Raw genomic sequence first — 25,828 nt, forward strand, 5'->3', positions numbered from 1 at the left:
TTTTTGCTACCGCAATTCCACCGGCTTTAGACGGTAGGTTAAGGTAGCATTATTTCAAATTTCCCCCTCAGTTCCTCATCAGACATATTTATAGTACTGAGTGCATCCTTTACCTGACTTAACTGTCTTAAGCTGTTGTAGGTGTACTCTACACTTTTCCTGTCATTATATATAATACTTTTGATATCTCCAGCTTCTGTGTAGGAATAGGCGGTATTATAACCTTCTCTGTCTTTCTTTTCGGTCACTCTTCCTAAAAGTTTATAGGAAAGTACGAAAATATAATGAAAACCCACGTCAATTCAAATATTCTTAAATGCTCTACTTCACCTTCATATTGATGTCCAAAAATAAAGTGGTTTTCCATTCTTATCTATTATGATATATGCCCTTTTATTACTATGTAATGAGTATATGTTACTTCTATACCACCCCTTTTCACTAATATAATATGAGTAGATTTCCCAACTTTCTTTATCTAAGTAATCTCGTTCATCACTTGTATTTTTTAAATAATTCATAACGTATCTGTACGCCAGATCATCTACTGTATCATATCTAACATGCTGTATTCCACTATAGCCAAACTTACATAATGTACTGTCTTTAACAAAGGCATCTTTTCCGATAGGTTCGTCACTTAGTACCTCAAAAGAAATTATATAATGTGAGTTTTTTAAATATTCATATTCAAACTCCATATTTTCTTTCATATCCCCAATATTTGGTGCAACGTAGTAATGTGTATTTCCTATTACAACCGCATTAACACCTTTTTCATATGAATACATTTTATCTACAATACCTATAGATTTTATTACTGACATTTCTTTCAAATCTTTTTTTAAATCAACTGTCCGTTTTAAGTGCTTTATCATCGGCATAATAATTGATAGACATATAATAGCAGACATACCTGTAGAAAATAAAAAGGACATTGTCAACCTGATTTTCTTTGTATATTCTCTTTCTTTCAATTTTTGTCTTCTAACCACACAAATACATGCCACTATTATCAATGCAATAACAACAATAATATCACAAAAAAAATTTGTATTTAATATACTATTTCTCTCTATTAAAAAATTTATATCTTCTTTCATATAAAACACCTATAAAAAGTATTATAACCTTACTTAATATATCTGTGTACAGTAAGGATTACTTTTTTGTGGAATATCTCCTACATCATGGAAATAACTATCATTAATCCAATCTTGAGTATCTGACTCATAATAAGTTTTAATATATCCAAAACTCATCTGAAACTTTGAAATAGCTCGCTTCGAAACAGATGTAACCTTTTCTCCGGTTCTTGCACTAACTCCGGTTGCTGTGATTTTTCCACCTTTTAATATATTATATGTATATAGTACATCAAATTTCCCCTTAAAATCTAAAGGTTTATAAATATTATGCATAAATTCAAGTGATATAGTCGTATCAACTACCGGAATCCCATAGCTAATATTAAATGCCAATCCCCCATAATCATAAATACAATACTTATCTTTATCAAACAGTACTGTTTTTGCTTTCATATTACCCACGCCGGCTGCTTTCCATCATAATCCGCCGGTCCCAACGAGTTACCAATGTAATACCCATACTGATTCAATGAAGTGGGATAATAAATCTCTCGCTTTATCCGGTTATCCCCACCAAACCTGCCACGTACTCTCTTACCTGTGCAAAGTTTGACTTTCTCCTCACTGCTCAAGAAGACGAATTGTGTTTCCAAGCCAGTCATAGCTGTATATTCATTATGCCCATTATATCTATTTATTTATAACTATATAAATATCCGGCAAATTTCTGTTATCTTTCATATATCCACTTCCATGTTCACCCATAAATACTATTTTTAATTCACTAATCTCCTGTTTTCTATTAATAAAAAATATTTTTTTATCGGTTACTTTCATATCTCTAGTTTTTTCATCTATCTCCCATTCATAGCCTTTCATTCTTTCATTCGTTATCAAACCATTTACTTTATCTTCATATGATTTCGCAAATATACTAAATGATAAATCATTATCTGTTATATTTTCTAATGTTATAGTGCAATACATATATACTTTACCATTATATATTTTAAAATCATGGAAATAACTATGCTCCTTATCTATAATAATAGCTTCTTTATTTTTTTTACTAAGTAATCCCAATAAAATTACACATAAAATAAATATTACTATCATAATATAATATTTTAATCTGACAGCCATCCGCAGCTACCTCCCTGTTTATCAATAACTGTTTTATCATCCCATGAAATTCTCACTAAAAATGGTTTTGCATTATTTACTGTTATAGTATTTGCAACTTTAGCTTTCCATTTATCAGAACTATACATAAAGTTATGATTCATTCTATCGTTCCATATATAATGTAAGTCATACTCTACCCTTGATTCATCTATTTTTGAAATCTTTCATTCTATTACAAATCCACCCGTTTCTACTTCCGATACATGAAAATAATTATATCCTATAATTACCTCTCCATTTGCAACAAAAATATCCGGGTAATAGTAAGTTTAATTAAGTTCAAAATCATATTTATTAAGAAAACCTGACGGGTACATACACTCCGGTAAAATAATTGTTTCTCGTTTTATAGGATATATAGGGTACCAATCTATTAATTTATATGCTTCAAAATATTCACCGCCCTCCTCCCAGTATTTACCTCCTTCTATTTTTTTTACAATACACAAATAAGTATTATCATATTCTGAAAGCGGCATTTCTCTTATTGGATTATCATCTTTCTCAAGCCAAATATCATGGATGTTTTCTTTATCATAAAAACTATTGCTATCTCCTACAATTTTCCAACTTGCACCTGTTGCATAAAATGTTCTTTTAATTAATATAGCATTCTCATACTTGTAAAAATCTGCTTCCATTTTTGCATATTTAACAGGTATCCAAGCAGGAATAAGATAAATTATTATAATTACAATTACTAATAAAAATAGTCCAATAAAACTTTTAAGCGCTCTTATTAACCCTTTTTTTAATAAATTTCCTTCCATTTATATGATATTCCTTTTACCAAAAATTTCTTAATTTTTCACCTTATTGTATGTTCAAAACTTCAGGTTCATCATTCGAACTGTCTTCCATATGAACCACTTTAATTTTAATATTATTGTTATCATCTATACATAAAGTAAAATTCTTGCCGTATTCTATATACCCTATAATATCTTCCTTCGTCCCTTTCTTTACCCATATGATATCCATCTCTTTAGCCCAGCCGATTTTATACAAGCTCTTGACCTGTACATCCAAAGGCTCATCATACATATTCAGTTTATATAAAACATCCCGCTCAAGTTCAGTATTTCCCTTTCCCGTAAGGTTTACTTCACCCTTTACATCTGTGGCAATTTCATTTAATCGTTCTATCCTGTCCGAATATTTGGGTGCATATGTAATAGTAAATCCCTGTATCATTTTATCACTACCGACATCTACACTGATTCCGGCTCCTAAATATAAAGGATCAACAAAACCATATATTCCATGAACTCCATATCCATAAGCATAGTCTCCTCTCTTACGATTTCCAAAAAGTTCAAAATCAACATCAGAAATCTCTTCTCCAAAACCTGTCTTTAAGCTTACAACATACCATTTGGGATCATCTCTTATTTGGCAATACCATACAATACAATATATTTCCTTGCCTCCCTTCTTAAGGGTGATTTCATCCCTTTCTTCATCCTTTTTCAAATTTTCAGTATATTTCCATCCTTTTGATGTGAGTTCATCTAACGGAAAAGGCATTTGATATAAAGAACCATCCAGTCTGAAAATATAATTGTCTATAGAATCTCCCATAGTAAGAGGCTTTCTGTACTCACCCCAAGTATTTCCTTGAAAAAACTCCTCTTTTTCATAAGCTGTTTCTTCAAGCTCTATAGGAGTAGCCATCATGTAATCTGCACTATACCCACCAAATACACTTTTCTCATCCTTATGAAGCCTAACCTCCACATACTCTATATCCCTACGAAAAATGGGTTTATATATTTTATATCTTACTGTAAGTTTTCCATCTTCTCCCCCTATAAATTTCCAGTCTCTAAATTCTATAAAGTAATCACTTCCTTCTCTTCTATACATTGGCATTGTAAATATCTCTTCAGATTTCATATCATAGCTGTAATTTTGAGAGAGATACTGCCATACATCCTTAGTTCTGGAAGCTCCCGCCATTTTCAGTATAATCTCTGCATTCTTACGGTCTATAAGTTTTTTATCATTTTCAAAAATAACATATCCTCCCAAACTATCTTTAAAGATATGTTCATATTCTATTTCGTTTAAAGTATAAAGAAACTCTGCCTGCTTTTCCTTAGTGTCCAGTACACTTCCCTTTCCTAAAATATTGGAAGCTCCCCAATGAGATACATGCAAAGTCTGTATCAACCACTTAAGTTCTTCAATATCTGATTCTGATAATCCATCCGCCTTATTATCACTATCTTCATATTGGTTATTTACGAATGCCAAATTCTGCTCTACAGACTTTTCCTTATTTGCCAAACCACAGGAAAACAGAACACTTGTACATAATATTAGTGCTGTTACTATAAAAAATTTTCTCATATTACTCACCTATCGCTTTATTTATCTCATGTAATGATGTATAAGGCATTTTTACATCATCTATATTTTTTTTAATAAACTCTCCATTTACAAGCTTATAAATCTTTCCGTCATAGATAACTGCCTCATCAAATGTTCTGTACATTATATCTACCGGTCTGTTATATGAATAATATATAGGATATGTATAGTATTCTTTTAATATTGTTACATATATATAACCTTCTATAAAATAATAGTCTGAAGTCGATTTTTCATCTTCTCCGTAAATTATTACAGTACATCTTGACACTTTATTATTTGTATCTATATACTTTACTACTTCTCCATCCCGGCCTATTATATCTTTATTAACAACTGTTATCTCTTCGTTTAAATAATCAGTTGAAAATTTTTTATAAAATTCATTTACAGTACTTTTTATATTATCAGTATTTATTTTTTGGGTAAATACTGAGTCCATACATCCTGTTATTAATATGCATAATGCAAAAAATAAGCTTATAAATTTAATATTATTTTTCATACCAATCTCTATCCCTTATTGATTCCGGGTTTCCTCAAATTTATCTGGAGTTCCATATATCTTTATCAATTGTTCAGTTGTACTTCCCCAGTCCGGTAACTGAAAATGTGGTTTGTCTACAATTTCCCCTTTAGTTGTCCGCCTTTGTGTATACAGTCTATCTTGTTCTTCAACTGTCCTGATTTCTTGTGTTATTCTAATTGGTAATCCTTGTTCTCCTTCTCATCAAAGTATATAAGAGTATGCTTTTTCTTTATCTTCTCATCCCCAAGTACCTTTATCTCATCTTAAAATCCCCGGTTGCCTTTTTTCTTCAGATACTTCTATAACGATATCATTTCCTAAAAAAAGTTCCTGCTTAATCTCATCTGCCCCGGAAAAAGCTGCCCATTCTATCTGTTTTACTTGACTTGGAATTACTATGCTTTTTAATTCAATACAGTCGCTAAATGCCTTACTATCAATCTGCTTGAAACTCTTAGGTAATTCTACCCTTTCCGGTTTCTCACAACCACTAAATGTCCAACTCTTTACATTGACTGTTGAGTTCGGTATTTCTATTTCAGTCAAACTTAAAAACCATGTTCATCTCAAAATTCCTACAAAAGTTTTGTTTCAGCCTTTAACTTGCCCTCTTCTACTTCATCTTGTTACCCTCAAATCCGTCAATTATTCACTAAACTCCTTATTACTCAAATATTTTTATACGTCCATAATGTTATCTTAATTATATCAAATCCTATAACATTTTTCATTTATTTTTTCTACATACTTGCATGTATACTCTCTACATAACACCTGATATGTAGCAGTTGCCTCTATAAGAAAGAGTTTTACTAAACAATTTCAAACTTCAGGAAATTATCACCACAGTTGGAATAGTTGTAACTTATGAGCCTTGGAAATCAAATATAAAACAGTGATTTTTAGTACATTAAGCCTTTCCTTTGCTCACCAATATATGTAAACAGTGTTAAATTCTTTTCATATAGGTTTCTCACAATACTTTCAATATTTTGATTTTCCTTAACCGAACACTCAACCGCAAGTACCGGATGTGTATTGGGTTCGATTTTAAAACTGACATTATAAATATCTTTTACTTCAAAAATACTTTCTATAAATATATCATCCGGTGAGTATGCCATACACTCTCCTTTAAACAAATTAAAATATCAGGTTAAAAAATAAAATTCCATATAATTATTGAACAGGTTTCATAACAATTTCACCGTTTTCATCCATTACCAATATAGGGTTGCTTCCGTCACGGTTAATCCTTGTAATACACTGTTTTTCACCATAATCACTGTATTCGTAAATAAATATATATTCATCTGTAGCAAATATTTCAGATGAGTCATTCCCAAAGAAAAACCTCTTCTTTTTATAAACTTCCTTATTCAATCCGGTATCAACATCTATAGAATAAATATATAGATTTCTATATGCTTCTTTATCTGTATATTCATCCTCATTTATTACATATACATTGTTTTTGTTAACAACAAATCTGCTCCAATCTCCCTGTATATCCGGGCTTTTACCTACTCTTTCATAATTTACATAAGTTTCATTAGAGCTGTTTTTTATATCATCTACACTGATTCTAAATACTGCTTTTACACTTATTTTGCAGGTAAACTTCTCTCTGTTATCATCTTGTTCTTCCAAAGTCATTTCTTCCGACTTTCTTTTGTATTCCTTATCCAGATAAGTGATTTTCTGATTTCCGTAAATATAAATATATCCGTCTGTAACTTCAGAAAAATACCATGGAAATACTTCTATACTCTGTAATTCATAGTCGTCCAAATTTTTCTCAGTAGTACCTGCATTTATTTCACCCTCTCTTACCGCCCTATCTACCTCTTTGCTTAATAAATCATATGATATAACTTTTTCACTTGAATATCTGTCCCATGCTTCCGGCTCTAAATAATATTTTGAGAAATTTATTTTATCGGGTACATACTTTATCTTATTTGCATCATACTTATAATATTGAGGAGAATTAAGCCATATATCATTACTTTCAACGAGTTTAAAAAGAATATAATTGTCAAATATTGTAATATTCGTATCATAATAGTCATCTTTATTATTTTCAGAAATTTTTTTCCCATTAAAATCATACTTTCTTAACCCATTTTTTTTACTTGATGTATATATGTTTTTTCCTTCCATATATACTGTCCCCGGATCGTTAATAAGTCTCTGAGCTTCTCCCTCTGCATCTACCTTATAAATACCTTCTACATCATCATACTTGCGTAAAAAAACAGTATTATCTTTTTCTAAAATGCCAATAATATCACCGGACATTTTGCATACCTCTTTTACAGACTCATCTGCATCTCCCATAACCATAAGTCTGTCTTTGTAAACAAAATATATACCGTTTTCTCCTTGGTTCACTCGTCTAAGACCTCTTACGCCTGTATTTTCATCCTGATCCCCAATCTTTTCCTTTTGCCCGTACTTATCTTCCGGTAAATACATGGCATCAAGTTGCGGTGTTCTAACCACTGCCAAATAGTATGCGAATATTAATACAGCAACTACTATCAATAAAATACTTATTATCCTTTTCATCAATATATATCCCCTATAAATATTATAAATTACTTCAAACAGCAGGTTACCATTTAACTTACTACTATTTTGTACAGTACATATTTATCTCACCTATCTGCTATTCTCCACCCTTTTCTTCATTTTTAAATTCTAACTGTTTCATTACTATTTCTCCATTTTCATCCATTACTAACACAGGGTTGTTACCGTCTCTGTTAATCCTTGTAATACATTCCTTTACGCCATATTCACTACCTTCATAAATGAATATATATTTATCTGTCACAAACATTTCACTGGAATAATTTCCGATAAAAAATCTTTTTTTTCTATAAATCTCCTTATATAAACCTGTGTCAACCTCCATAGAGTATACATATATATTTCTGTCCTCTTTGCTACTGTCAAAATATTCGTCTTCTTTTAATACATATGCATTCTTATTGTTAATAATAAACCCTCCCCAGTTTTTATTCAGATCATAACACACTAATTCATAATTAATGTAATCATCCTCAGAAGTATTCTTTATATCATCTACATTAATTCTACATAACATTCTTGCTATAGTTGTATATGTTACTCTTTTTATCTTTTCAGAATTTAACAGCCTTTCTTCCATAGTTGACAGTTTTTCTTTATATTTCTTATCTCTATAAGTAACTCTCTGTTCTCCATAAAGATAAATATATCCGTCTTGTACTTCTGAAAAAGACCAAGGAAGCAGCTCTACACTTTGCAGTTCATAATCATTCAATTTTTTATCAGTTATATCATCAAATATTTTCCCTTCTCTTACTGTTTTATCCACTTCTTTAGCAACAGAATCATAGGGTATAACATCCTCTTTCCAATACGTATTTCCGGCTTCAGGTTGCATATAATATCTTGAAAGTTTTAATTTCCTCGTTTTATAATTTATTTTGTTGGCATCAAAAAGATAATACTTAGGTATGCTGACTTCTACATCATCATCTCCATCATAGCCTATGTAGAAGATATAGTTATCAAACACAGTATTAATTGAAGCAACATCAAATTTTGCTTTATTACTAGAAATTCTATTTCCATTAAAATCATATTTTCTTAAACCGTATTTACTGTTTAATGTATATATATTTTCCCCTTCAATACTTGTTTTTCCTGAAGCATCAAAAAGTCTTACTATCTTTTTATTTGAATCCACTTTATAAAAGCCATAATCATACTCATCCTGTTTACGCAAAAAAACAGTATCGTCCTTTACTAAAATACCCGAAATTTCACTTTGCAGTTTGCATATTTCTCTAACCTGCTCATCCGCTTCATCTATATACATTAGTTTGTCTTTATACACAAAGTATATGCCGTTTGTCCCCTGCTTTACTTTTTCTATTTCAGTTCCACCTGTCTTTTCATCCCCGTCCCCAATCTTTTCCTTCTGCCAATGCTTATCTGCGGATACATACATAAAGTCGAATTTAGGCAATACAAAAAATATCAATATCATCATAAAAATAATTATGGAAACTACGGTAAAAAATACTGCTATCAGTAGCCTTGTTTTTTTCTTCATTCGTATATGTTCTCCTCTTTCCCATTCTTTTTCACTGTTTTCTATTCTCATCTACTAAAAAGGCAGGATTTTAACATCTCGGGCAATCCTTGTAATATGGGGCTTTTCATGATCATTGTTATATTTATACATGAAAATATGCTTATATGTGCAAAAAATCTCATAATCTTCCTTTCCTATTCTGTTGTTAATATAAATTGTGACAAAAAATATTTTTCAAATAATCAATAAAAATTTCCATATAATTATTGAACAGGTTCCATAACAACTTCACCGTTTTCATCCATTACCAATATAGGGTTGCTGCCGTCACGGTTAATCCTTGTAATACACTGTTTTTCTCCATAATCACCGTATTCGTAAATAAATATATATTCATCTGTAGCAAATATTTCAGGCGATTCATTCCCAAGGAAAAACCTCTTCTTTTTATAAACTTCCTTATTCAATCCGGTATCAACATCTATAGAATAAATATATAAATTTCTATATGCTTCTTTATCTGTATATTCATCCTCATTTATTACATATACATTGTTTTTGTTAACAATAAATCTGCTCCAATCTCCCGGTATATTCGGGCTTTTACCTACTCTTTCATAGTTTACATAAGTTTCATTAGAACTGTTTTTTATATCATCTACACTGATTCTAAATACTGCTTTTACACTGATTTTGCAGGTAAACTTCTCTCTGTTATCATCACTGTATTGTTCTTCCAAAGTCATTTCTTCCGACTTTCTTTTGTATTCCTTGTCCAGATAAGTGATTTTCTGATTTCCATAAATATAAATATATCCGTCTACCTCATCTGAAAAATTCCAAACAGATAATTCTATACTCTGTAACTCATAATTATCCAAATCTTTCCCATTTACCTGATTGTATATTCCTCCGGTTCTTACTTCTTTATCCACTTCTTTTGCAAAATCATCATAATCTATAACATCTTCTCTATGATATGAGTCCCATTCCTCCGGTTCTAAATAGTACCTTGAAAACTTTACTTCATGTAGAAAGTACTTTATCTTAGTTGCATCATACTTATAATACTGTGGAACACCAAGTAGCATCTGATTATCTTCTCCTTTATAGAAAACATAATCATCAAATATTGTATTTTTTGTAGCAAATCTAATTGCATCTTTACGATTAGCAAGTCTTTTTCCATTAAAATCGTATTTCCTTAATCCATGTTTTACATTTAATGTATATATACTCTCTCCTTCCATATAAAGTTTTCCTGTATCATCTACAAGTTTCACTATATTCCCATATGAATCTGCCTTATAGATAGACGAAATATCATCACATTCACGCCAAAAAACAGTATTATCTTTTGCTAAGATACCTACAATTTCACTTGGTATTTTGCAGATTTCATTTACATTTCCATCGGAATTTTCCATATACATAAGTCTGCCTTTATATACAAAATATATACCATGTTCTACCTGCCCTACCGGGCTCAGTTCTCTCCCACCTGTTTTGCCACTCCATTTCGCTATTTTCTTTTTCTGCCAGTGCTTATCTGCCGGTATATACATATCACTAAGTCCAACTGATGTATAATATGACAAAGCAAATAAAAAAATTACTATGGCAACCACTATCAGCGAAATATATAGTCTTTTTTTCATAAATATTTCTCCCGTTCTATTATTATGCTGATACTTACAAAAGTTTATTAAATATTATATTGTCATTTTACATAATAAGTGCAATGCATATAAATATACTAATTTGCTTTAGTATCTCTTTATTCTACTGCTTCTAACGGTTTCATAACCACATCACCATTCCCATCAATTACTAAAATCGGATTACTTCCATCTTGATTAACTCTGCTAATACACAAATTATCAGAATTGTCAATGCATCCATAAATAAATATATATTTATCTGTTACAAATGTTTCTATTCTCTGTTTATCTGCAAACAATCCCTTCATTGTATAAAATTCTTTTGATAAATTTGTTTCGGTATCAATGAAATATATATGTAAACTATTATATTCTTTATCGTCTTTTATATAATCTTCAATACTTGTAAAGTATACTTTCCCATCCCTAACAATAATATCATCAATATAACCTTTACTTACTGAGGGTACATCTATAGTTTCACAGTTAATAAAATCTCTGTCCGATATTTTCTTTATATCTTCAACCTTAACTCTACATATAGGATATTCTTCTATCTCATATTTTATTTTGTCTATATCCTCATTTTTTATATTCTCATACATATCCTGCTCCAACTTACTTTTATAATTTTTATCTCTATAAGTTATTTTCTGCCGACCGAGAAAATAAATGTATCCATCTGAAATTTCCGAAAAATTACGTCCTGATAATTCTATACTTTGAAGTTCATAATCATCCAGATCTTTCTCAACTATATTTTCATTTATTTCGCCTTTTCGTACTTTTTTATCAATCTCTTTTGCATATGAATCATATGGTATAACTTCTCCTTCTAAATAAGAATCCCATTCTTCTGGTTCTAAATAGTATTTTGAAAAGTTTAGCTCATACTTGGTATACTTTATTTTATTTTCATCAAATAGATAATAGTTGGGGACAGTGATATTAGCTTTATGATCATATTCATAAAAAATATAATCATCAAATATAGTATAATTCATTACAAAACTATTGTAATATATGAAGTCATTTTTAAAAATCCTTCTCCCTTTAAAGTCATATTTTTCAAAAACAACTCCATTTAATGCATATATATAATCTCCTTCAAAGTATATATCACCTTGGTTACTGATAAATTTTTCTAACATCCCACTTGAATTTATTTTATATGTACTGTAATCATTATAATTATGCAGAAAAATATCATTGTCTCTTACAAAAACACCCGGAATTTCTCTCGATAAACTGCATATTTCTCTTACCTGCATATCTTCATTTCCCATATACATCAATTTGTTTTTATAAACAAAATATGTACCGTCTTCCCCTTGAACAACTTTTTTAAATCCTTTTCCACTTTCACCGGTATCATTATCCGCTATCTTTTCTTTTTGCCAATGCTTATCTGCGGATACATACATAAAATCAAATCGGGGTAGTATAAAGCATATTAAAATTATAATTAAAGCCATTACACTAAGTACAATGAATAGCCCTTTTATCCTTTTTATTTCCATATAATCTTCCATCTTTTTGTTGATACTATATTCATCTAAGCCAAAGGAACTTAAAATAGTCTTCTGAGTTTTGGTAACTACATGGTCAAGTTTATAGTTCTTATCATTTCGTCGAACCATTTCAATTTTTTCGAGTTCCCGAATTTCTGTCGGAACCGTCATAAATTTATTTCTTGATTCCATCCGGAGCATTTGCCCTTTAAGCAAATTGTATACACAGTTACTGACAATCAATGCAACAAACTCAATAAATAATAAGTTTATTACGATGCACTATAACAGCCTATAAACATTCTTTTATTTATTAATTTTCTTTTGACTTCTGAATCCATATATTATCTACCTCAAAGATTTGTCTTTAAACAAATCTAATAACCCAATACCATCTTTTTCTACCAAAATCTTCTCTTCTACATTTCCATATTAGCAGAAAATGCCAACCTTTTTATATACTCCCAATCAGTTTCTTTATAATGACACCTAAAACCCGGCGTTTTCTTATCATCACCTGAAGTCATTATAAATGCACTGTTATTATAATTTTCTATTATAATATCAATAATATTTCTGTAATAAGTACCTTTATTTTGAAATGTTCTTATATGCTTTTTCCCATCCATAAGTATACTTTGTGTCATCAAGCCGGGAGTCATATAGTGAACATCTCCGTTACTTTTTATATTACAGGAAGTAACAAATCCGCAAAACAGCACTATACTCTTGTCTTCATCAGTTTTAGTAATTATTGTGTCAGCTTTCCTCCGGATAATAAATATTCTTCTTTGTCGGCACGACTTATAGTGCCTCCGATAATTGCCCTACCATGTTTATTGGGCAGAAGTTCTGAATAAAATTCCTGTATATCAATAAATTCAAAACCGACTGTTTCTAAAAGTTCCGCTCTCACCATACACCTCCATGTATTATTTTCTCTTGCATTAAGTAGCAGTTTGACTTATAAATGTCTGCTACTTAATGCATTTTTTTGATATTCTCGACTACATGTAAATTCCTCAATAAAATTTTATATTATACACTTTATGCTAATATTTATCCTGCCACCGTAGCAGATATCACTATCCAATATATAGTAATTACAAACCGTCTATATAATCACTCAATTTACTGATATTATATATCTCTATATCATTTAACATGTTTTCTGAAAAATCAGAATTTTCTTTATACCATGCTGTCGCCTTGTTAAAATATTCATACTCAAATGTTCCCTTTTCATAAGGTTTTCCATGTCTGGCATATATTTCCTCCATTGCCAGATAAGCTGTCAATTTTGTAAATAATTCCGGAAACTCTCCATTTATAAATTCTCCAAACTTTAGCTTGTCACTATTTGGTAAAATCTCATTATATGAAATTTGTAAGATATCCATCGGTATTCTATCACCACTTGATGAAACTCCGAATCTCTCTACGAACTGCTCATAATCTGACTTTGTTTTACAATAATTGTCTAAAAGATACATCCTTTTTCCAAGCCCATAAAACACAATATCATTATACCAATGAGATATTTTACTTATTCTCCAGTGACCAACATCATCCTTAGTAAATACTATATCTCCATAATCCTCCTTAGGAAGAGTATCTGATATAATGACGTGATATATGAAAGGAACCTCTATATGAAGTTCATTATTGCCGGCTGACTTCAATCTGAAATCCCTTTGCGTGTCAATGGAATATCTTAAACCGTATATTGTCTTTTCGTCTCTTTCCACCTGCTGTGCCATTCCACGACTATATCTGCTGATTTCATACATTTGTGTAAGATATGTATATGTTTCGTCAGTTAGGTAATTTCTATGATATTCTTCAAGTCTCTTTTCATCCTCTCGTCTACTGAAGTAATATTCGTCAAAGCCATCTGAGTCTCTACGAGCAATACCTGATTTACCAAGTTCTATCTCCTTATCCATAAAAGTTACCATTTCCTTAACTATATCCTGTGCCTCTTTTAATCCAAATTCTTTACTCATTCTATAATCAAGTCTTATATCTTCAACATTATTGCTTTGTACACAAGAGCACATTACAATTGCTACAGCTACACAAAATATAAAAATAAAGTATTTCATCAGTCAGTCCTACCTCCTCTACTAAGAGCTCCCTCTGGAATATCGCCAAAAGACGAACCTCCATTGCTTCCAAAACCGTCAAAATATGAACTACCGCCATTATTCAATCTGTTAGTTTTCCTAATCAGAACGCTATCATCTGTATTTCCTTCTATAGAATATAATATCTGTTCCTTTATCATAGGCGATAATATACCTGTATGTCCTACCCATTTTTCTTTACCATCAACAATTATCTTCTTCAAATGAAAGAATAGGTCTCCTCTTTTAGGTTCATAATTTGAAGAAACCGGATAATACCTATGGAAAATGCTGATATTCCTATGTATTTGTATTTTAAAAACCATGTTCATCTCAAAATTCCTCCAAAAGTTTTGCTTCAGCCTTTAACTTGCCTTCTTCTACCTCCTCTTGTTACCTTCTCAATTATTCACTAAACTCCTTATTACTCAAATATTTTTTACACGTCCATAATTTTATCTTAATTATATCAAATCCTATAACATTTTTCATTTATTTTTTCTACATACTTACATGTATACTCACTACATAATACCTGATTTTTTTGGTTGTATAATTAATGTTGGGGTTGGGTATTACAAATCTCAACATTTTTTATTATAATAAAAAAACCTCCAAGTCCCCGGTGCCTGTAACGGCTGCACAAACTGGCGTCATTGTCGTTTTAACAAATATAAATATTCTCCGGAAGACGCATGGAATGATTATCGTTATACATTGGTAGACTCCAGACAAGGAGTAAATCTTACGGTTAAACAAGCTAAGAACATTGCTGATGTGATAGCACCACTTCTTAGACAAGGTTTATCTCCATATCAAATACTTGCTTCGCACCCTGAACTTGGTATTTCTGAAAAGACTTTATACAACTACATAGAAGGTGATGTATTTCATGAAATAGCCGGTATTACTGTTCTTGACCTTAGAAGGCAAGTCTCTAATAAAATTTCAAAAAAGAAGTCTAAGGGTTTTAAGAAGAGAGCTGACAACAAACATCTAATTGGACGTAAATACAATGACTATAAACAATATATTGACGACAATCCTAATGCTCTTATAACGCAGATGGATACAGTATATAATAACGAAACCACAGGGCCATTTATCCAAACTTTTAAGTTTATTCCGTCAGGCATCCTGTTTGCACTCTAACAAACTGAAAAGACTTCCACTTCTATGAAGAATGGAGTCGATACTTTAGAAAACATTCTCGGCAATGATGTATTTAGAAAATATGTAAATATCTCACTAACTGATAGAGGTTCTGAATTTTATGCGGCAAAGGATATGGAAACAGGTTTAGATAGTATCACACGTACCCGAGTATTTTATTGTGACCCAATGCAATCCGGGCAAAAAGGATCTATAGAAAACAACCACATACAGCTACGGTATATACTTCCAAAGCAGACTGATTTAGTTTCTCTTGGATTAAATGATCAAGATGCACTTAACATTGTACTAAGTCATCTAAACTCAGCACCCGTTGAAAAATTTGGTGGTAAGAGTCCATTAGAGGTAGCATCTTTTTATGTATCATGATCTGTATGAAAAACTTATTTCGTATGGCATCAAGGAAATCGAAAAAGATAGGATTATTTTAAAACCCTATCTTCTAAAAAATAGATAACTCTTATTATAGGTAGCTGTCAGAGCGTCTCAAATAGGTGTTTTACAAGTGGAAGTTAGTCCTACACTCAAAAAAATTCGATTAAAATCCACTTATTTGTCATGCAAAAAAATGACACCTATACGTCCAAATAGCCCCCTATAACATTTATATTGTAACAGTTATTGCACCTTTTTAGTAGTATAAATGTTATATTTCTTTGATTCTGTAAGACTAAATGCAACTTAAATATTTTCACTTTTTAAGTTGAACTAACATTTACACTTCAGCCTTTTATTTTTAAGATATACAGGCTCTTTACTTATACTGATATCTTCTTCTACATTGTAATTTTCTCCATCACCCATAATGTCACCTCAAGTTTATTTTTTTAGCCTAAATTTTTCACCCTCATATACTCTTATCGGATTTCCTCTTACTATCTCGGTATGCTTGCTCCATGCATTGTTCTTACTTTGTTCAATTTGTGAAGTATTCTTATTTTTCAAAACAATTGCAAGTTTTCTAAGAGCATCCTTTTTATTCATAAGCTGACTTCGTTCTCTTGTTGAACTTATCCTTATTCCTGTAGGAATATGTATAACTCGTACTCCGGTTTCCACCTTGTTTACATTTTGTCCACCCGGTCCGCTTGCATGAAATTTCTCTACTATTATATCCGCTTCAGAGAAATTATCATCTACATTAACCGTTTCAGGAATAATACTAACATCCACAAACCAGTTCTTTCTTTTATGCTCAGGCCTATAGCGACTTTTACAAATCCAAAGCATGGTACCTTCAATATATGACAAATCCTCATCGGATGAAAGCATCACTGAATAAAAAGTTTCTTTTTCCTCTCCGTCCACATAACTTAAAATCTCTAAAGACGGAATTTCCTTCATTAAAGCTTTACATATACCGAATACAGCTCTTTGACATTCCACCGGACCCATACCGGCACTTATTTGTAGAATCATTTTCTGTCCCCTCCCTTATAATTATATATAGGAGTAAGAACATTTTCCACCTCTACGGTATCTTTTATAACTTCTTTTATATAGTCAATTCCTCTATATGCAAAAGGTGCTTCGTCCAAAGTATCCTTACTTATGCAACTGGTATAGATACCCTTCATCTCTTTTTTGAACTCGGAAACCGTATGTGAAGAATTTACTTCTCCTCTTGAAAGTACTCTTCCGCTCCCATGCGGTGCCGAATTATTCCATTCTTCGTTTCCAAGTCCCCTGCCAAGTAAAACACCTTCCTTCATATTTATAGGAATTATTACCTTTTCATCCAACTTCGCTGAAATGGCACCCTTTCTTAATATAGGCTGATTTCCTGAAAAATCCACATAATTGTGAGAACATGAAATTTCTTCTATTGCCTTCCACTTCATCTTTTTTATAATCTCAGCAGCAATTATTTTTCTGTTTAATATCGCATACTCTTCCACGATTTTTAAATCATGTAAGTAATCTTCCATCAAATTACCGCTAAGGTAGGTCATTTCAAAAGGAATATCATTTATACCGTTGTCTTTCAATTCATCCTGTCCCGCTTTCATATAGTACTCAGCCACTTCTTTTCCAAGATGTCTGCTACCTGTATGCACTATAAGAAAAACTTCACCGTTCTTTGCTGTATCCAGCTCAATAAAATGATTTCCACCACCTAAAGTACCAAGACTAAGCAATGCTTTTTCAGATCTTATATGTGAAAAACATTTAAGATTACTTAAATCAATTCTGTCGGCATATGCATGTACATCTTTTCTTAGCCCAAATCCGACCGGAACATTATCTCTGATTACGGTATCAAGCTTCAAAAAATCATTTCTTATTTTTCCGAGTTTTACCGCAAGCATACCGCAACCGATATCTATTCCCACTAAAGAAGGTAAAATCTTTTTTCCCACAGTCATTGTAAGGCCTATAGGTCCTACCTTTCCCGGATGAACATCGGGCATTACCCTAATCTTTGCGCCCTGTGATACTTCATTATCACAAATCATTCTCACCTGAGACTTTGCCACTTCTTCTACCATGGATTTTTCCATAGTTTCATCACACATAATATACGCCTGTGCGTATTTTCCGTTTAATTGTATCAAAATAAAAACCTCTGTTTTCTTCTGTTTCAAAGGCTTTATCGTTCATTCTCTAATAAAAAGTTTAGAATAATAGACAGCGAACAACTATGCCTCTGTAGTTTATAGTTCCACTTATTGTATTATTCATTGTATTCCTCATAGTTATTCTCCTTTCGATCTCTATTATTTATTGTAACTCTAAAATTATATCATAACATTTTAAAAAACGCATCTTAACTTTCTTCTACATATATCTTTCGTGAAAATAACATAACTGTTATTGAAACCACGCCAAAGATAAGCTCTACAAAAATTAAAGGTATATGAAATCCGTTTAATATAACTATCAAAGTATCTGCCACAAAATGAATCAGAAGTGCTAAAGCAAACAAATATCTTTTCCCTCTAACACTTGACCATACAAGAACCGACAGTGATATCTGTAAAATCACTGCAAATATTCTCTCAACTATACCCGGTAAAAATATATATGAAGGTGACATGGTCGAGGTGCTTACAGTGTCTTGAAGCCGGGTAAGATCATTCCCTCCTATATTGTCTAGAATAGTTGATATAATTCCGCTGTTAATTGAAACTGAAAGAGCTAAACTGCCTATCATAGTCAATCCCAAAACAGATGTGGCCTCAATTCCGCCATGACCTGCACCATACATACATGCATTTATATTTTTATCTTTATTCTTTCTTAGAATAAACCCGAATGCAATCAGTCTTCCCGTTTCTTCAAATATCGCAGCCATCAGTCCACCATACAATGCGTAAAGTATTACATTATTTTTTATAATCTCACCGAACGGTAACCCGAAAACGATTCTGTGAACAGAACTTTCAAGAACCGTTACAAAGAAAATAAATACTATTACACCTATAAAAAACGGAGCAATATCCGCACGCTTTTTTTTCCTGAAATAGATAAAAAGTATAACCGGAATTGCAAATCCTACTATACAGGATATAACCATAAATACCATACTTAAAAAAGGAACTCTATCCATATATTCTCTCCTAACTTATTTATATATAATATTCTACATCAAAAATTTGAAATATTATATATCTTTTTAAGTCGCATTTTTATTTTGAATTGGCGTTATTTGATTTTTTATTGGCGTAAATTAATGTTGTGCTTAAATTTCTTTTAAAGTATAGTATACACATCTGAAACAGAAAATATAAGGAGATTTATAAAATGAAACACACAGCTTTACTTACAGGTTCATATGGCGGTTTAGGTTCTTGCCTTGCAGATATACATGCAAAAAATGGAGGAGACCTTATATTGGTTGGAAGGAGTATGGATAAACTCATACAGCAAAAGAAAGAACTCAAGGAAAAATACCCTATACAAATAGAATGTATTGAAGCGGACTTGTCCAAAGAAAATGCGCCTGAGGAAATTTATAATGAGTGTAAGAAAAACAATTGGCAAGTTGATATATTGATAAATAATGCCGGTTTTGGAGGACAGGGCGATTTTACCAGAGAAAGAAGTATGGAGCAGGATATACAGATAATGAGAGTAAATATGGAAACTCCGACAAGACTTATGAAACTCTTCCTTCCTGATATGGTAAAAAGAGGTTCAGGAAAAGTTTTAAATGTAAGTTCTACAGCTGCAAATATGCCGGGTCCGTTACAGGCAGTCTACTATGCTACAAAAGCATATCTAACAAGTGTAAGCAATGCTATATGGAGAGAGCTTAAAGGAACAGGTGTTACTGTTACAGCCTTAATGCCGGGAGCAATGCAAACAGGGTTTATTCAGGCAGGCGGGCTTGCAAAAACAGATCTGTTCGCTCATGCTGTAGAGCCTTTGGCAGTTGCACTGGCAGGTTATAACGGAATGTTGAAGGGAAAGCTCAATGTAATAAGCGGTCTTCTGGGAATTCAATCAGTTGCATATCCTCTTATGCCTCTAATGCCGAAAGCACCAATATTAGACTTCATTTATGACCAACAAAAACAAAAATAACAGGCAGAAATTATATGAAACATTTTATTGTTGATATAGCGTATAAAGAAATATTACAGGCACACGGTTTTTCACTATCTATGATACTAAAAAAGCAGGACTGCCTGAAGACATTTTCAATAGTCATACTGTGACCATGACTGAAGATCAATACTACAAATTTTGTACTGCAATCGGTGAAATAATAACAGAAGAAAAATTAATCGAACTTGCTACAAGTGATAATAATATCAGATTCTCTCCACCTATATTTGCAGCGAGCTGCAGTAAAAACGGATTGCAGTGTCTTAACAGATTGGCCTCTTATAAAAAATTAATTGCACCTATTACATGGGAAATCACTGAAAACAACACTGAAATTTCACTTACGATATTAAGCAATGAGAAAGATACTCTCCCTCTGTTTTTTATTGAGTCCGAGTTATTATTTTTGATATCTTTAATTAGAAAATGTACTATGGAAGATATCTCACCAAAAATCATTTTCATGCATGAAGCCCCAAGTACATCGCTTTTTTCAAATTATGCAAAATGTGATATACATTCCGGTAATGCAAATAAAGTAGTTTTTAATAAAGCAGATTTGGAAAAACCTTTTATCAGCTCAAATAATACCATGTTTAAATATTTGGAGCCTGAACTTAACAAACGTTTAGCAGATCTTAATATAGATGAATCCATATCTAACAAAGTTCGCAGTGCATTGTCAGAACTTTTATCTGCCGGAGAACCTACTATTGAAGCTGTTGCAGAAAAACTTAATATGTCAAAACGTAGCTTACAAAGAAAATTACAGGATGAAAATACAGGTTTTCAAAAACAACTGAACAGTGTCAGAGAAAGTCTGGCACTTAATTATATAAAAAGCACCAATCTTTCAGTTGAGGAAATTTCATTTCTTCTTTCATACAATGAAGTCAATTCGTTTCTTCGTGCCTTTAAGATATGGACAGGAAAAACAGTTCAACAGTATAAACTTGATAATAATATATAATAAAAAGGTCTGACTCCCACGGTTTCAGACCTTTAAATCTATTTTCCTATAAAGTTACTACCCAAAAACGGTCTAAGCCCCAAGTCCACAGTAAATATAATACCAAGTAATACGGTAAATATATTTAGAGCTTTTTGATTTGATTTTTCAATACAAAATCTTATTGCAGGTTCTATCAGGTATATTATTATCAGTCCTCCAAGTCCAAATTTCACACTGCTCCACAGAGCAATCCTTCCTTCAAAATTACAGAAATAATTACTGTAGTCCCACAGCCAGTCGCCCATTATCAGCTCCATAAAATAGCTACCGACAAGTTCAAGTATTGTAGTGATAAGCATAGTTGAAAGTAATACCAATACAAAAGATATATTTAATCTTCCTAAATGTATTTTTTTATTTCTTATCGACGTCAAAAGTGCTATTAATATAATTCATCCAAAACCATAAATCGACAAATATGGACTGAATAAAAAACCACGATTTACATATCCGACATGTGTTTCCAAAAGTCCTACCGGTACTTCATAAATCCATCCAAGAAATGCACATGCCATAAACATAAGAAAGATATCTCTAAGTCTTTTTAATTTCATGTATTATCATCCTCCTCTTTTTTATATTGTATCCTAAAATTTCAAAATTTCATTTATTTTATACATTGATTTTTCACATATATAGTATATATTATTTTTGGCACCAAATGTTCAAGCAAATATTCTTGCTTTAGTAATATATCATATAGAAGAAAGAGAGATATAAAAATGAATTTTTTGGAAAAAATCAGACCGAAAGAAAAGCTTAAATATTTAAGATGGTTTGATATCCTTATTGTTACCTGTATTATGTTCGGTATTTTTATAGTAACTTCAACCCAACTTTTTATCGGCTTACTTCAGTCTGACCCACAAGCCATACAGGATTCAGCGGAATCTATGGATATTACCTCAGACGGTGCGGCCTATACCGGCAATTTTACATTGCAGTCGATTCTTTTAATTATTGCATTGCTATATTTACTTATCAGAAACTTTGATTTTAAACAGTTGAAAATAAGATTACATTGGTCTGTGATTATTTGGGTACCTGTTCTTTTTTCAATTATGGGACTCTTTGGTGACCTTGTTACTACAGTGAGTGGAGAATACAACTATTTTGATCCTTCATTGTTTAAATACATAAATCCTATAGAAGCATTAAATAAATTTCTGGCACTTTCACCGTTTGCAATAGGATATGCTTTTTTAAACGGATTTTATGAAGAATTTTTCTTTCTGGGTCTTTTGACCTCTGTAAAGGATGAGCATAAATGGTACGCTCTGGCTTTTTCAACTTTAGTCAGAGTATCATTCCACACTTATCAAGGTCTTCTTTGGTCATTAGTAATAGGTGTTGTATATGGACTCTTCTACTATTTTATGTACAAGAAAGTAATAAAGAATCTTTTACCATTCTTTTTGATGCATGCAATGACTGATATGTTCGGTTCATCACTTATATATCTGCTTATAAACTGGAATTATCAATAAACAAAGAGGGGGATGTCGGGAAACGTGTTGTGATAAAATATAGTTGTAACAGGAGTGACCAATAAATATAATTATGAAATAGGAGAAATTATTATGTCACATCAACATTACGAACCGGAGTTTAAGAAAAAACTCGTACGTCTTCATTTGGAAGAAGGACGTACACTACAAAGCCTTTCTGTTGAGTATTGTGTTGCCAAAGCAAGCATTACCATATGGTTTAGAAAGTTTAGCAATGAATGCCGGGAACAAGCCTTAACTAATCCAATTGCCCTAAATGAACTGGAGATTATGAAAGAAAATCGCAGGCTTCGAGCAGAGCTTGAAGAGGCACATAAGGAAAATTTATTCCTAAAAAGTGTCGGCATTCTTTGCAAAAGAAATCAATTAGAGGCGTATCGATTCATTGATAAAAACAAGGACGAACCGGGAGTCCGCCAGCTTCTCAGACGCCTTGATATATATCCAAATGCTTATTACAACTACCTAAGGCACAGGAAGTCTTCTTATCTTGCAAAAAACACAAGACATTAGAAACTATATCTGAGATATACCACAAAAATGATGGCGTTGTGGGATACCACAACATGAAAGTTTATCTTGAGCGTAAAGGTATTGTAGTAGGTCGAATTACCGTTCATAAATATATGAACAAGGAATTAGGACTCGTCTCTATAGTCAGGCGTAAAAAGCCAACTTACGAGAGTGGAGAGGCACATAAAAAGTTTGATAATCTTATAAACCAAAACTTTACAGCTTCCGGAATCAATCAAAAGTGGGCTACTGACTTTACATACCTGTTCCTTAGCGGAGGTGATGTAAGATATAATTGCACTATTATAGATCTCTACGAGCGAAGTGTAGTTGCAAGTATAACAGATCGTCATATAACAAGCGATCTTGCCATCCGGACTCTGCAAAAAGCTTTGGAGAGTCAGAAGTCTATTAGCAAAGATATTATTTTGCATAGTGATCAGGGAAGCCAATATACATCAAAGGCCTTTACTGAATTCTGTGAGAAGAAAAGAATCACACAGAGCATGAGTAAGGCAGGCTATCCATATGACAACGCTCCAATGGAAAGGTATTTTAACACTCTAAAAAATGAAGAAATATACCTGCACCATTACCATGAGGAACAGGAGCTATATGATGTCGTCCAGGATTTTGCATATGTAAAGTATAATCATGTACGACCCCATGCCTACAACGGATATCGCACTCCTTTTGAGGCACGGTATGCTGTATAAGAAATTAGTCGCAAGTGTTACAAAAATGCTTGACCACTACACTCTTAGTTCGTGAATTATATGTGTTAGGTGCTTTTAACTTATCCGGTCCGTCAGATGAAGGAGGATTTGAAGAGTTACTACTGTCATTACCAAGAATTCTCTTCATTCGTTCATTATCCTTACGTAGGATCTTATTTTCTTTTTGAAGTGTTTCACATGTTAAATGTAGCTGTTCCAGTTCTTGTTTTTGTGCTTTAACTGTGGCTCTCAACTGCTGATTTTCTTTTGTTAGCGAATCAACCCGGCAGTTTAGTCTGTGTATTTCTTTTCGATCTTCTTTATGAGCCGACTCAAGAGAATTAACTTTTTCCATAAGTTCACAAAGTTGATTATACATATTTTTCTCATAATTGCCGCCCATAGTAAACATCTCCTTATTTTATACTGAAATTATATCCTAAAACTTGTAACTATGCAAATTTTAATGTATAGCCACTTTGTAATTGAGTAGCTGAACTGTAACCATCAACTTTCTTTTTGATGTATTCATACGGAACTGAGTATAGCATTCCATCCACAGATATGTGATAATTGAACTGGACGGTGGCTGTCTTCCAGTCACTCAATTCAAAGCGGGTAGCAGGTAATGGCGCAAGTAATGTAAGCAATAAACAAATAAACTATGGTGCTCTTTATTGGAGCACTTTTTTATTTGATTTATTATCTCATTTAGTTTAATGAAATATAAGGCATCATGTTATTGGGCGCTTACCCCTCTTTTATCATAACTATATTTTCTATTAGGATATACTCCTTTTTGTTCTTCAAATTAATCCTATGTATTATTTTATAATACTAAAAACTCTAAAAATCTCTATACTTTAATAAATCATAAGTTTCTGGATTTTTAAAATCCTGTTGTTTTATATTATCTTTTTCCATAAGTCTAGCTATTCCTGCTATCCACATTTCATCATCATCTCTATATGCAGTCCATAGTGCTTGCTCTACAAATGGTACTAAATCAGTTTTCTTATAGGACATAAGTGATGAAATAGTATATCTAAATACTGGCCAGTTTACATCTTGCAAAAACTCTATTAAAAATGGTATGTATTCTATTCTTTTAACATAGCTCATTCTTTCTATAATATATAAAATATTAACCCATAAAAATTTAGATTTATATCTCCTTGTGTTAAAATAAGTTTCTAAATTATCATCCTCCTTTTCTAATAAAGAGGCTAATTCACATAATTTCTCATCTCTTATATACTCATTTACATAAATATTATACTCTTCTTTACTAATTAAATTATCAATCACTGCTGACATTACATGGTCCTCCATTATCTCTTATAGATATTGATGCTAATATTTTTGTTAAGTAGTATGGATTCTCTTTTGCTGTTGGCCTGCTATTAATCCATTCCATCATCTCCAAAGGATTTACAGGTCTTACAGAAACATGATTTGGTCTATCTATAACTGCCTCTAGTACCCCTGTTGCGTTGACTGCTTCCATAGTTGTCATAGTGTACTTATCTGCAATATCAGGTGTAACTGATAACTCATAAGATAATCCATCATCTATATCTCTAGGTCTAGGTGTTAGATTAGTAGCATTTCCACTTCCACCTCTGTATATAACTGTCTGCTTAGGTCTTTTTGTTGTTACTTGTTCTAATGCAATTATCCTAGCCTTTTCTTTCTCCTTTGCCTTACTATTTATATATGTACCAACAGCTACTCCTCCAGCTACAACTAATGTTATACCTATTATACCTAATGCAACTAAATCCATTGGTCC

Annotated in this window: 30 protein-coding genes and 2 pseudogenes; 6 read left to right on the forward strand and 26 right to left on the reverse strand. The window is 32.0% G+C overall.

Annotated elements, in window-relative coordinates; translation table 11 throughout:
* Positions 1-38: 38 nt before the first annotated feature.
* The 18 genes from HMPREF0381_RS12285 to HMPREF0381_RS12365 form a co-directional block, all read right to left on the reverse strand.
* A complete protein-coding gene (locus HMPREF0381_RS12285) occupies positions 39-248 on the reverse strand; it encodes a hypothetical protein (protein ID WP_242824431.1) in 210 nt (69 codons plus the stop codon).
* 84 nt (positions 249-332) lie between these two features.
* Positions 333-1,103, reverse strand: coding sequence for a hypothetical protein (locus HMPREF0381_RS12290; protein ID WP_008752316.1), 771 nt, complete (start codon positions 1,101-1,103; stop codon positions 333-335).
* Positions 1,104-1,136: 33 nt separating this feature from the next.
* The gene (locus HMPREF0381_RS12295) at positions 1,137-1,541 is read right to left on the reverse strand and encodes a hypothetical protein (RefSeq protein WP_008752317.1); all 405 of its coding nucleotides are present in this window, start codon (positions 1,539-1,541) and stop codon (positions 1,137-1,139) included.
* Between the two features lie 237 nt (positions 1,542-1,778).
* Positions 1,779-2,231 (reverse strand): hypothetical protein, encoded by a 453-nt coding sequence (locus HMPREF0381_RS12300; protein WP_008752319.1) that lies wholly within the window; start codon positions 2,229-2,231, stop codon positions 1,779-1,781.
* Positions 2,216-2,374 carry a hypothetical protein gene (locus HMPREF0381_RS15080; protein WP_008752320.1) on the reverse strand — a complete coding sequence of 53 codons (159 nt, stop codon included), beginning with the start codon at positions 2,372-2,374 and terminating at the stop codon, positions 2,216-2,218. Before HMPREF0381_RS15080 ends, HMPREF0381_RS12300 begins: the two co-directional genes overlap by 16 nt.
* Positions 2,375-2,542: 168 nt before the next feature.
* Positions 2,543-3,043, reverse strand: coding sequence for a hypothetical protein (locus tag HMPREF0381_RS12305; protein WP_008752321.1), 501 nt, complete (start codon positions 3,041-3,043; stop codon positions 2,543-2,545).
* 43 nt (positions 3,044-3,086) lie between these two features.
* A complete protein-coding gene (locus HMPREF0381_RS12310; RefSeq protein ID WP_008752322.1) occupies positions 3,087-4,625 on the reverse strand; it encodes a hypothetical protein in 1,539 nt (512 codons plus the stop codon).
* Between the two features lies 1 nt (position 4,626).
* Positions 4,627-5,088, reverse strand: a complete 462-nt coding sequence (locus HMPREF0381_RS12315) for a hypothetical protein (RefSeq protein WP_242824432.1) — start codon at positions 5,086-5,088, stop codon at positions 4,627-4,629.
* Between the two features lie 345 nt (positions 5,089-5,433).
* On the reverse strand, positions 5,434-5,721 hold the full coding sequence (locus HMPREF0381_RS12320) for a leucine-rich repeat protein (protein ID WP_008752324.1): 288 nt from the start codon (positions 5,719-5,721) through the stop codon (positions 5,434-5,436).
* A 356-nt stretch (positions 5,722-6,077) separates the two neighbouring features.
* Positions 6,078-6,299: a hypothetical protein gene (locus tag HMPREF0381_RS12325; protein ID WP_008752325.1), complete on the reverse strand. Its 222-nt coding sequence runs from the start codon at positions 6,297-6,299 to the stop codon at positions 6,078-6,080.
* Between the two features lie 55 nt (positions 6,300-6,354).
* Positions 6,355-7,746, reverse strand: a complete 1,392-nt coding sequence (locus HMPREF0381_RS12330) for a hypothetical protein (protein WP_008752326.1) — start codon at positions 7,744-7,746, stop codon at positions 6,355-6,357.
* Between the two features lie 100 nt (positions 7,747-7,846).
* Positions 7,847-9,283, reverse strand: a complete 1,437-nt coding sequence (locus tag HMPREF0381_RS12335) for a hypothetical protein (protein WP_008753909.1) — start codon at positions 9,281-9,283, stop codon at positions 7,847-7,849.
* Positions 9,284-9,528: 245 nt separating this feature from the next.
* On the reverse strand, positions 9,529-10,923 hold the full coding sequence (locus HMPREF0381_RS12340; protein WP_008752329.1) for a hypothetical protein: 1,395 nt from the start codon (positions 10,921-10,923) through the stop codon (positions 9,529-9,531).
* Positions 10,924-11,042: 119 nt separating this feature from the next.
* Complete coding sequence (locus HMPREF0381_RS12345; protein ID WP_242824433.1) at positions 11,043-12,608, reverse strand: hypothetical protein; 1,566 nt, start codon at positions 12,606-12,608, stop codon at positions 11,043-11,045.
* A gap of 248 nt (positions 12,609-12,856) precedes the next feature.
* On the reverse strand, positions 12,857-13,084 hold the full coding sequence (locus HMPREF0381_RS12350; protein WP_242824434.1) for a hypothetical protein: 228 nt from the start codon (positions 13,082-13,084) through the stop codon (positions 12,857-12,859).
* 104 nt (positions 13,085-13,188) lie between these two features.
* Complete coding sequence (locus HMPREF0381_RS12355; protein WP_008752332.1) at positions 13,189-13,356, reverse strand: hypothetical protein; 168 nt, start codon at positions 13,354-13,356, stop codon at positions 13,189-13,191.
* Positions 13,357-13,540: 184 nt separating this feature from the next.
* Positions 13,541-14,542, reverse strand: a complete 1,002-nt coding sequence (locus tag HMPREF0381_RS12360; RefSeq protein WP_008752333.1) for a YARHG domain-containing protein — start codon at positions 14,540-14,542, stop codon at positions 13,541-13,543.
* Positions 14,542-14,895, reverse strand: a complete 354-nt coding sequence (locus HMPREF0381_RS12365; protein ID WP_008752334.1) for a hypothetical protein — start codon at positions 14,893-14,895, stop codon at positions 14,542-14,544. The genes HMPREF0381_RS12360 and HMPREF0381_RS12365 overlap by 1 nt, the downstream gene beginning before the upstream one ends.
* A gap of 385 nt (positions 14,896-15,280) precedes the next feature.
* On the opposite strand from HMPREF0381_RS12365, the gene HMPREF0381_RS12370 reads away from it, so the two are divergent.
* Together HMPREF0381_RS12370 and HMPREF0381_RS12375 are read left to right on the forward strand one after the other, a co-directional pair.
* Positions 15,281-15,715, forward strand: a complete 435-nt coding sequence (locus HMPREF0381_RS12370; protein WP_008752336.1) for a hypothetical protein — start codon at positions 15,281-15,283, stop codon at positions 15,713-15,715.
* Between the two features lie 24 nt (positions 15,716-15,739).
* Positions 15,740-16,105, forward strand: a complete 366-nt coding sequence (locus tag HMPREF0381_RS12375) for a hypothetical protein (RefSeq protein ID WP_008752337.1) — start codon at positions 15,740-15,742, stop codon at positions 16,103-16,105.
* A 450-nt stretch (positions 16,106-16,555) separates the two neighbouring features.
* Here the strand turns inward: HMPREF0381_RS12375 and prfH are convergent, their stop codons facing one another.
* From prfH to HMPREF0381_RS12390, 3 genes are all read right to left on the reverse strand, one after another.
* Positions 16,556-17,155 carry a peptide chain release factor H gene (gene prfH, locus HMPREF0381_RS12380; protein ID WP_008752338.1) on the reverse strand — a complete coding sequence of 200 codons (600 nt, stop codon included), beginning with the start codon at positions 17,153-17,155 and terminating at the stop codon, positions 16,556-16,558.
* Positions 17,152-18,252 (reverse strand): RtcB family protein, encoded by a 1,101-nt coding sequence (locus HMPREF0381_RS12385; protein WP_207635201.1) that lies wholly within the window; start codon positions 18,250-18,252, stop codon positions 17,152-17,154. The genes prfH and HMPREF0381_RS12385 overlap by 4 nt, the downstream gene beginning before the upstream one ends.
* A gap of 251 nt (positions 18,253-18,503) precedes the next feature.
* Positions 18,504-19,286 carry a YhfC family intramembrane metalloprotease gene (locus tag HMPREF0381_RS12390; protein WP_008752340.1) on the reverse strand — a complete coding sequence of 261 codons (783 nt, stop codon included), beginning with the start codon at positions 19,284-19,286 and terminating at the stop codon, positions 18,504-18,506.
* A gap of 194 nt (positions 19,287-19,480) precedes the next feature.
* On the opposite strand from HMPREF0381_RS12390, the gene HMPREF0381_RS12395 reads away from it, so the two are divergent.
* Positions 19,481-20,263 (forward strand): SDR family NAD(P)-dependent oxidoreductase, encoded by a 783-nt coding sequence (locus HMPREF0381_RS12395; protein WP_008752341.1) that lies wholly within the window; start codon positions 19,481-19,483, stop codon positions 20,261-20,263.
* Positions 20,264-20,399: 136 nt separating this feature from the next.
* Complete coding sequence (locus HMPREF0381_RS12400) at positions 20,400-21,257, forward strand: helix-turn-helix domain-containing protein (protein ID WP_008752343.1); 858 nt, start codon at positions 20,400-20,402, stop codon at positions 21,255-21,257.
* A 38-nt stretch (positions 21,258-21,295) separates the two neighbouring features.
* Here HMPREF0381_RS12400 and HMPREF0381_RS12405 read toward each other — a convergent pair.
* Positions 21,296-21,853, reverse strand: a pseudogene (locus HMPREF0381_RS12405) (putative ABC transporter permease).
* A gap of 168 nt (positions 21,854-22,021) precedes the next feature.
* Between HMPREF0381_RS12405 and HMPREF0381_RS12410 the strand changes: the two are divergent.
* Both HMPREF0381_RS12410 and HMPREF0381_RS14700 read left to right on the forward strand, forming a co-directional pair.
* Positions 22,022-22,786: a CPBP family intramembrane glutamic endopeptidase gene (locus HMPREF0381_RS12410; RefSeq protein ID WP_008752346.1), complete on the forward strand. Its 765-nt coding sequence runs from the start codon at positions 22,022-22,024 to the stop codon at positions 22,784-22,786.
* A gap of 87 nt (positions 22,787-22,873) precedes the next feature.
* A protein-coding gene (locus HMPREF0381_RS14700) for an IS3 family transposase (RefSeq protein ID WP_154647129.1) occupies positions 22,874-24,036 on the forward strand; the annotation gives its coding sequence in 2 pieces (ribosomal slippage) (positions 22,874-23,297 and positions 23,297-24,036; 1,164 coding nt in all).
* A 4-nt stretch (positions 24,037-24,040) separates the two neighbouring features.
* Here the strand turns inward: HMPREF0381_RS14700 and HMPREF0381_RS12425 are convergent.
* The 4 genes and pseudogenes from HMPREF0381_RS12425 to HMPREF0381_RS15480 form a co-directional block, all read right to left on the reverse strand.
* On the reverse strand, positions 24,041-24,439 hold the full coding sequence (locus HMPREF0381_RS12425; RefSeq protein ID WP_040461446.1) for a coiled-coil domain-containing protein: 399 nt from the start codon (positions 24,437-24,439) through the stop codon (positions 24,041-24,043).
* A gap of 67 nt (positions 24,440-24,506) precedes the next feature.
* Positions 24,507-24,677 (reverse strand): annotated as a pseudogene (locus HMPREF0381_RS15940) (Mu transposase domain-containing protein); the annotation flags it as partial.
* A gap of 205 nt (positions 24,678-24,882) precedes the next feature.
* Positions 24,883-25,353, reverse strand: a complete 471-nt coding sequence (locus tag HMPREF0381_RS12430; protein ID WP_008752351.1) for a DUF5071 domain-containing protein — start codon at positions 25,351-25,353, stop codon at positions 24,883-24,885.
* Positions 25,337-25,828, reverse strand: a 492-nt coding sequence (locus HMPREF0381_RS15480) for a hypothetical protein (protein ID WP_008752352.1), incomplete at its 5' end; no start/stop codon positions are given. The genes HMPREF0381_RS12430 and HMPREF0381_RS15480, both read right to left, overlap by 17 nt.

It is taken from the genome of Lachnoanaerobaculum saburreum DSM 3986 (assembly GCF_000185385.1).
In the GTDB taxonomy this organism is placed as follows: Bacteria; Bacillota; Clostridia; order Lachnospirales; family Lachnospiraceae; genus Lachnoanaerobaculum; species Lachnoanaerobaculum saburreum.

Coding starts and splice junctions, on each gene's coding strand:
- HMPREF0381_RS12325 (WP_008752325.1), bottom strand. CDS start 6,299: ATGGCATACTCACCGGATGATATATTTATAGAAAGTATTTTTGAAGTA.
- HMPREF0381_RS12315 (WP_242824432.1), bottom strand. CDS start 5,088: ATGGACTCAGTATTTACCCAAAAAATAAATACTGATAATATAAAAAGT.
- HMPREF0381_RS12305 (WP_008752321.1), bottom strand. CDS start 3,043: ATGGAAGGAAATTTATTAAAAAAAGGGTTAATAAGAGCGCTTAAAAGT.
- HMPREF0381_RS12355 (WP_008752332.1), bottom strand. CDS start 13,356: ATGGTGAGAGCGGAACTTTTAGAAACAGTCGGTTTTGAATTTATTGAT.
- HMPREF0381_RS12395 (WP_008752341.1), top strand. CDS start 19,481: ATGAAACACACAGCTTTACTTACAGGTTCATATGGCGGTTTAGGTTCT.
- HMPREF0381_RS15080 (WP_008752320.1), bottom strand. CDS start 2,374: ATGAATCATAACTTTATGTATAGTTCTGATAAATGGAAAGCTAAAGTT.
- HMPREF0381_RS12430 (WP_008752351.1), bottom strand. CDS start 25,353: ATGTCAGCAGTGATTGATAATTTAATTAGTAAAGAAGAGTATAATATT.
- HMPREF0381_RS12385 (WP_207635201.1), bottom strand. CDS start 18,252: ATGTGTGATGAAACTATGGAAAAATCCATGGTAGAAGAAGTGGCAAAG.
- HMPREF0381_RS12335 (WP_008753909.1), bottom strand. CDS start 9,283: ATGAAGAAAAAAACAAGGCTACTGATAGCAGTATTTTTTACCGTAGTT.
- HMPREF0381_RS12310 (WP_008752322.1), bottom strand. CDS start 4,625: ATGAGAAAATTTTTTATAGTAACAGCACTAATATTATGTACAAGTGTT.
- HMPREF0381_RS12340 (WP_008752329.1), bottom strand. CDS start 10,923: ATGAAAAAAAGACTATATATTTCGCTGATAGTGGTTGCCATAGTAATT.
- HMPREF0381_RS12375 (WP_008752337.1), top strand. CDS start 15,740: ATGAAGAATGGAGTCGATACTTTAGAAAACATTCTCGGCAATGATGTA.
- HMPREF0381_RS12365 (WP_008752334.1), bottom strand. CDS start 14,895: ATGAACATGGTTTTTAAAATACAAATACATAGGAATATCAGCATTTTC.
- HMPREF0381_RS12360 (WP_008752333.1), bottom strand. CDS start 14,542: ATGAAATACTTTATTTTTATATTTTGTGTAGCTGTAGCAATTGTAATG.
- HMPREF0381_RS12290 (WP_008752316.1), bottom strand. CDS start 1,103: ATGAAAGAAGATATAAATTTTTTAATAGAGAGAAATAGTATATTAAAT.
- HMPREF0381_RS12390 (WP_008752340.1), bottom strand. CDS start 19,286: ATGGATAGAGTTCCTTTTTTAAGTATGGTATTTATGGTTATATCCTGT.
- HMPREF0381_RS12425 (WP_040461446.1), bottom strand. CDS start 24,439: ATGGGCGGCAATTATGAGAAAAATATGTATAATCAACTTTGTGAACTT.
- HMPREF0381_RS12410 (WP_008752346.1), top strand. CDS start 22,022: ATGAATTTTTTGGAAAAAATCAGACCGAAAGAAAAGCTTAAATATTTA.
- HMPREF0381_RS12330 (WP_008752326.1), bottom strand. CDS start 7,746: ATGAAAAGGATAATAAGTATTTTATTGATAGTAGTTGCTGTATTAATA.
- HMPREF0381_RS12345 (WP_242824433.1), bottom strand. CDS start 12,608: ATGACGGTTCCGACAGAAATTCGGGAACTCGAAAAAATTGAAATGGTT.
- HMPREF0381_RS12350 (WP_242824434.1), bottom strand. CDS start 13,084: ATGACACAAAGTATACTTATGGATGGGAAAAAGCATATAAGAACATTT.
- HMPREF0381_RS12300 (WP_008752319.1), bottom strand. CDS start 2,231: ATGGCTGTCAGATTAAAATATTATATTATGATAGTAATATTTATTTTA.
- HMPREF0381_RS12400 (WP_008752343.1), top strand. CDS start 20,400: ATGACTGAAGATCAATACTACAAATTTTGTACTGCAATCGGTGAAATA.
- prfH (WP_008752338.1), bottom strand. CDS start 17,155: ATGATTCTACAAATAAGTGCCGGTATGGGTCCGGTGGAATGTCAAAGA.
- HMPREF0381_RS12295 (WP_008752317.1), bottom strand. CDS start 1,541: ATGAAAGCAAAAACAGTACTGTTTGATAAAGATAAGTATTGTATTTAT.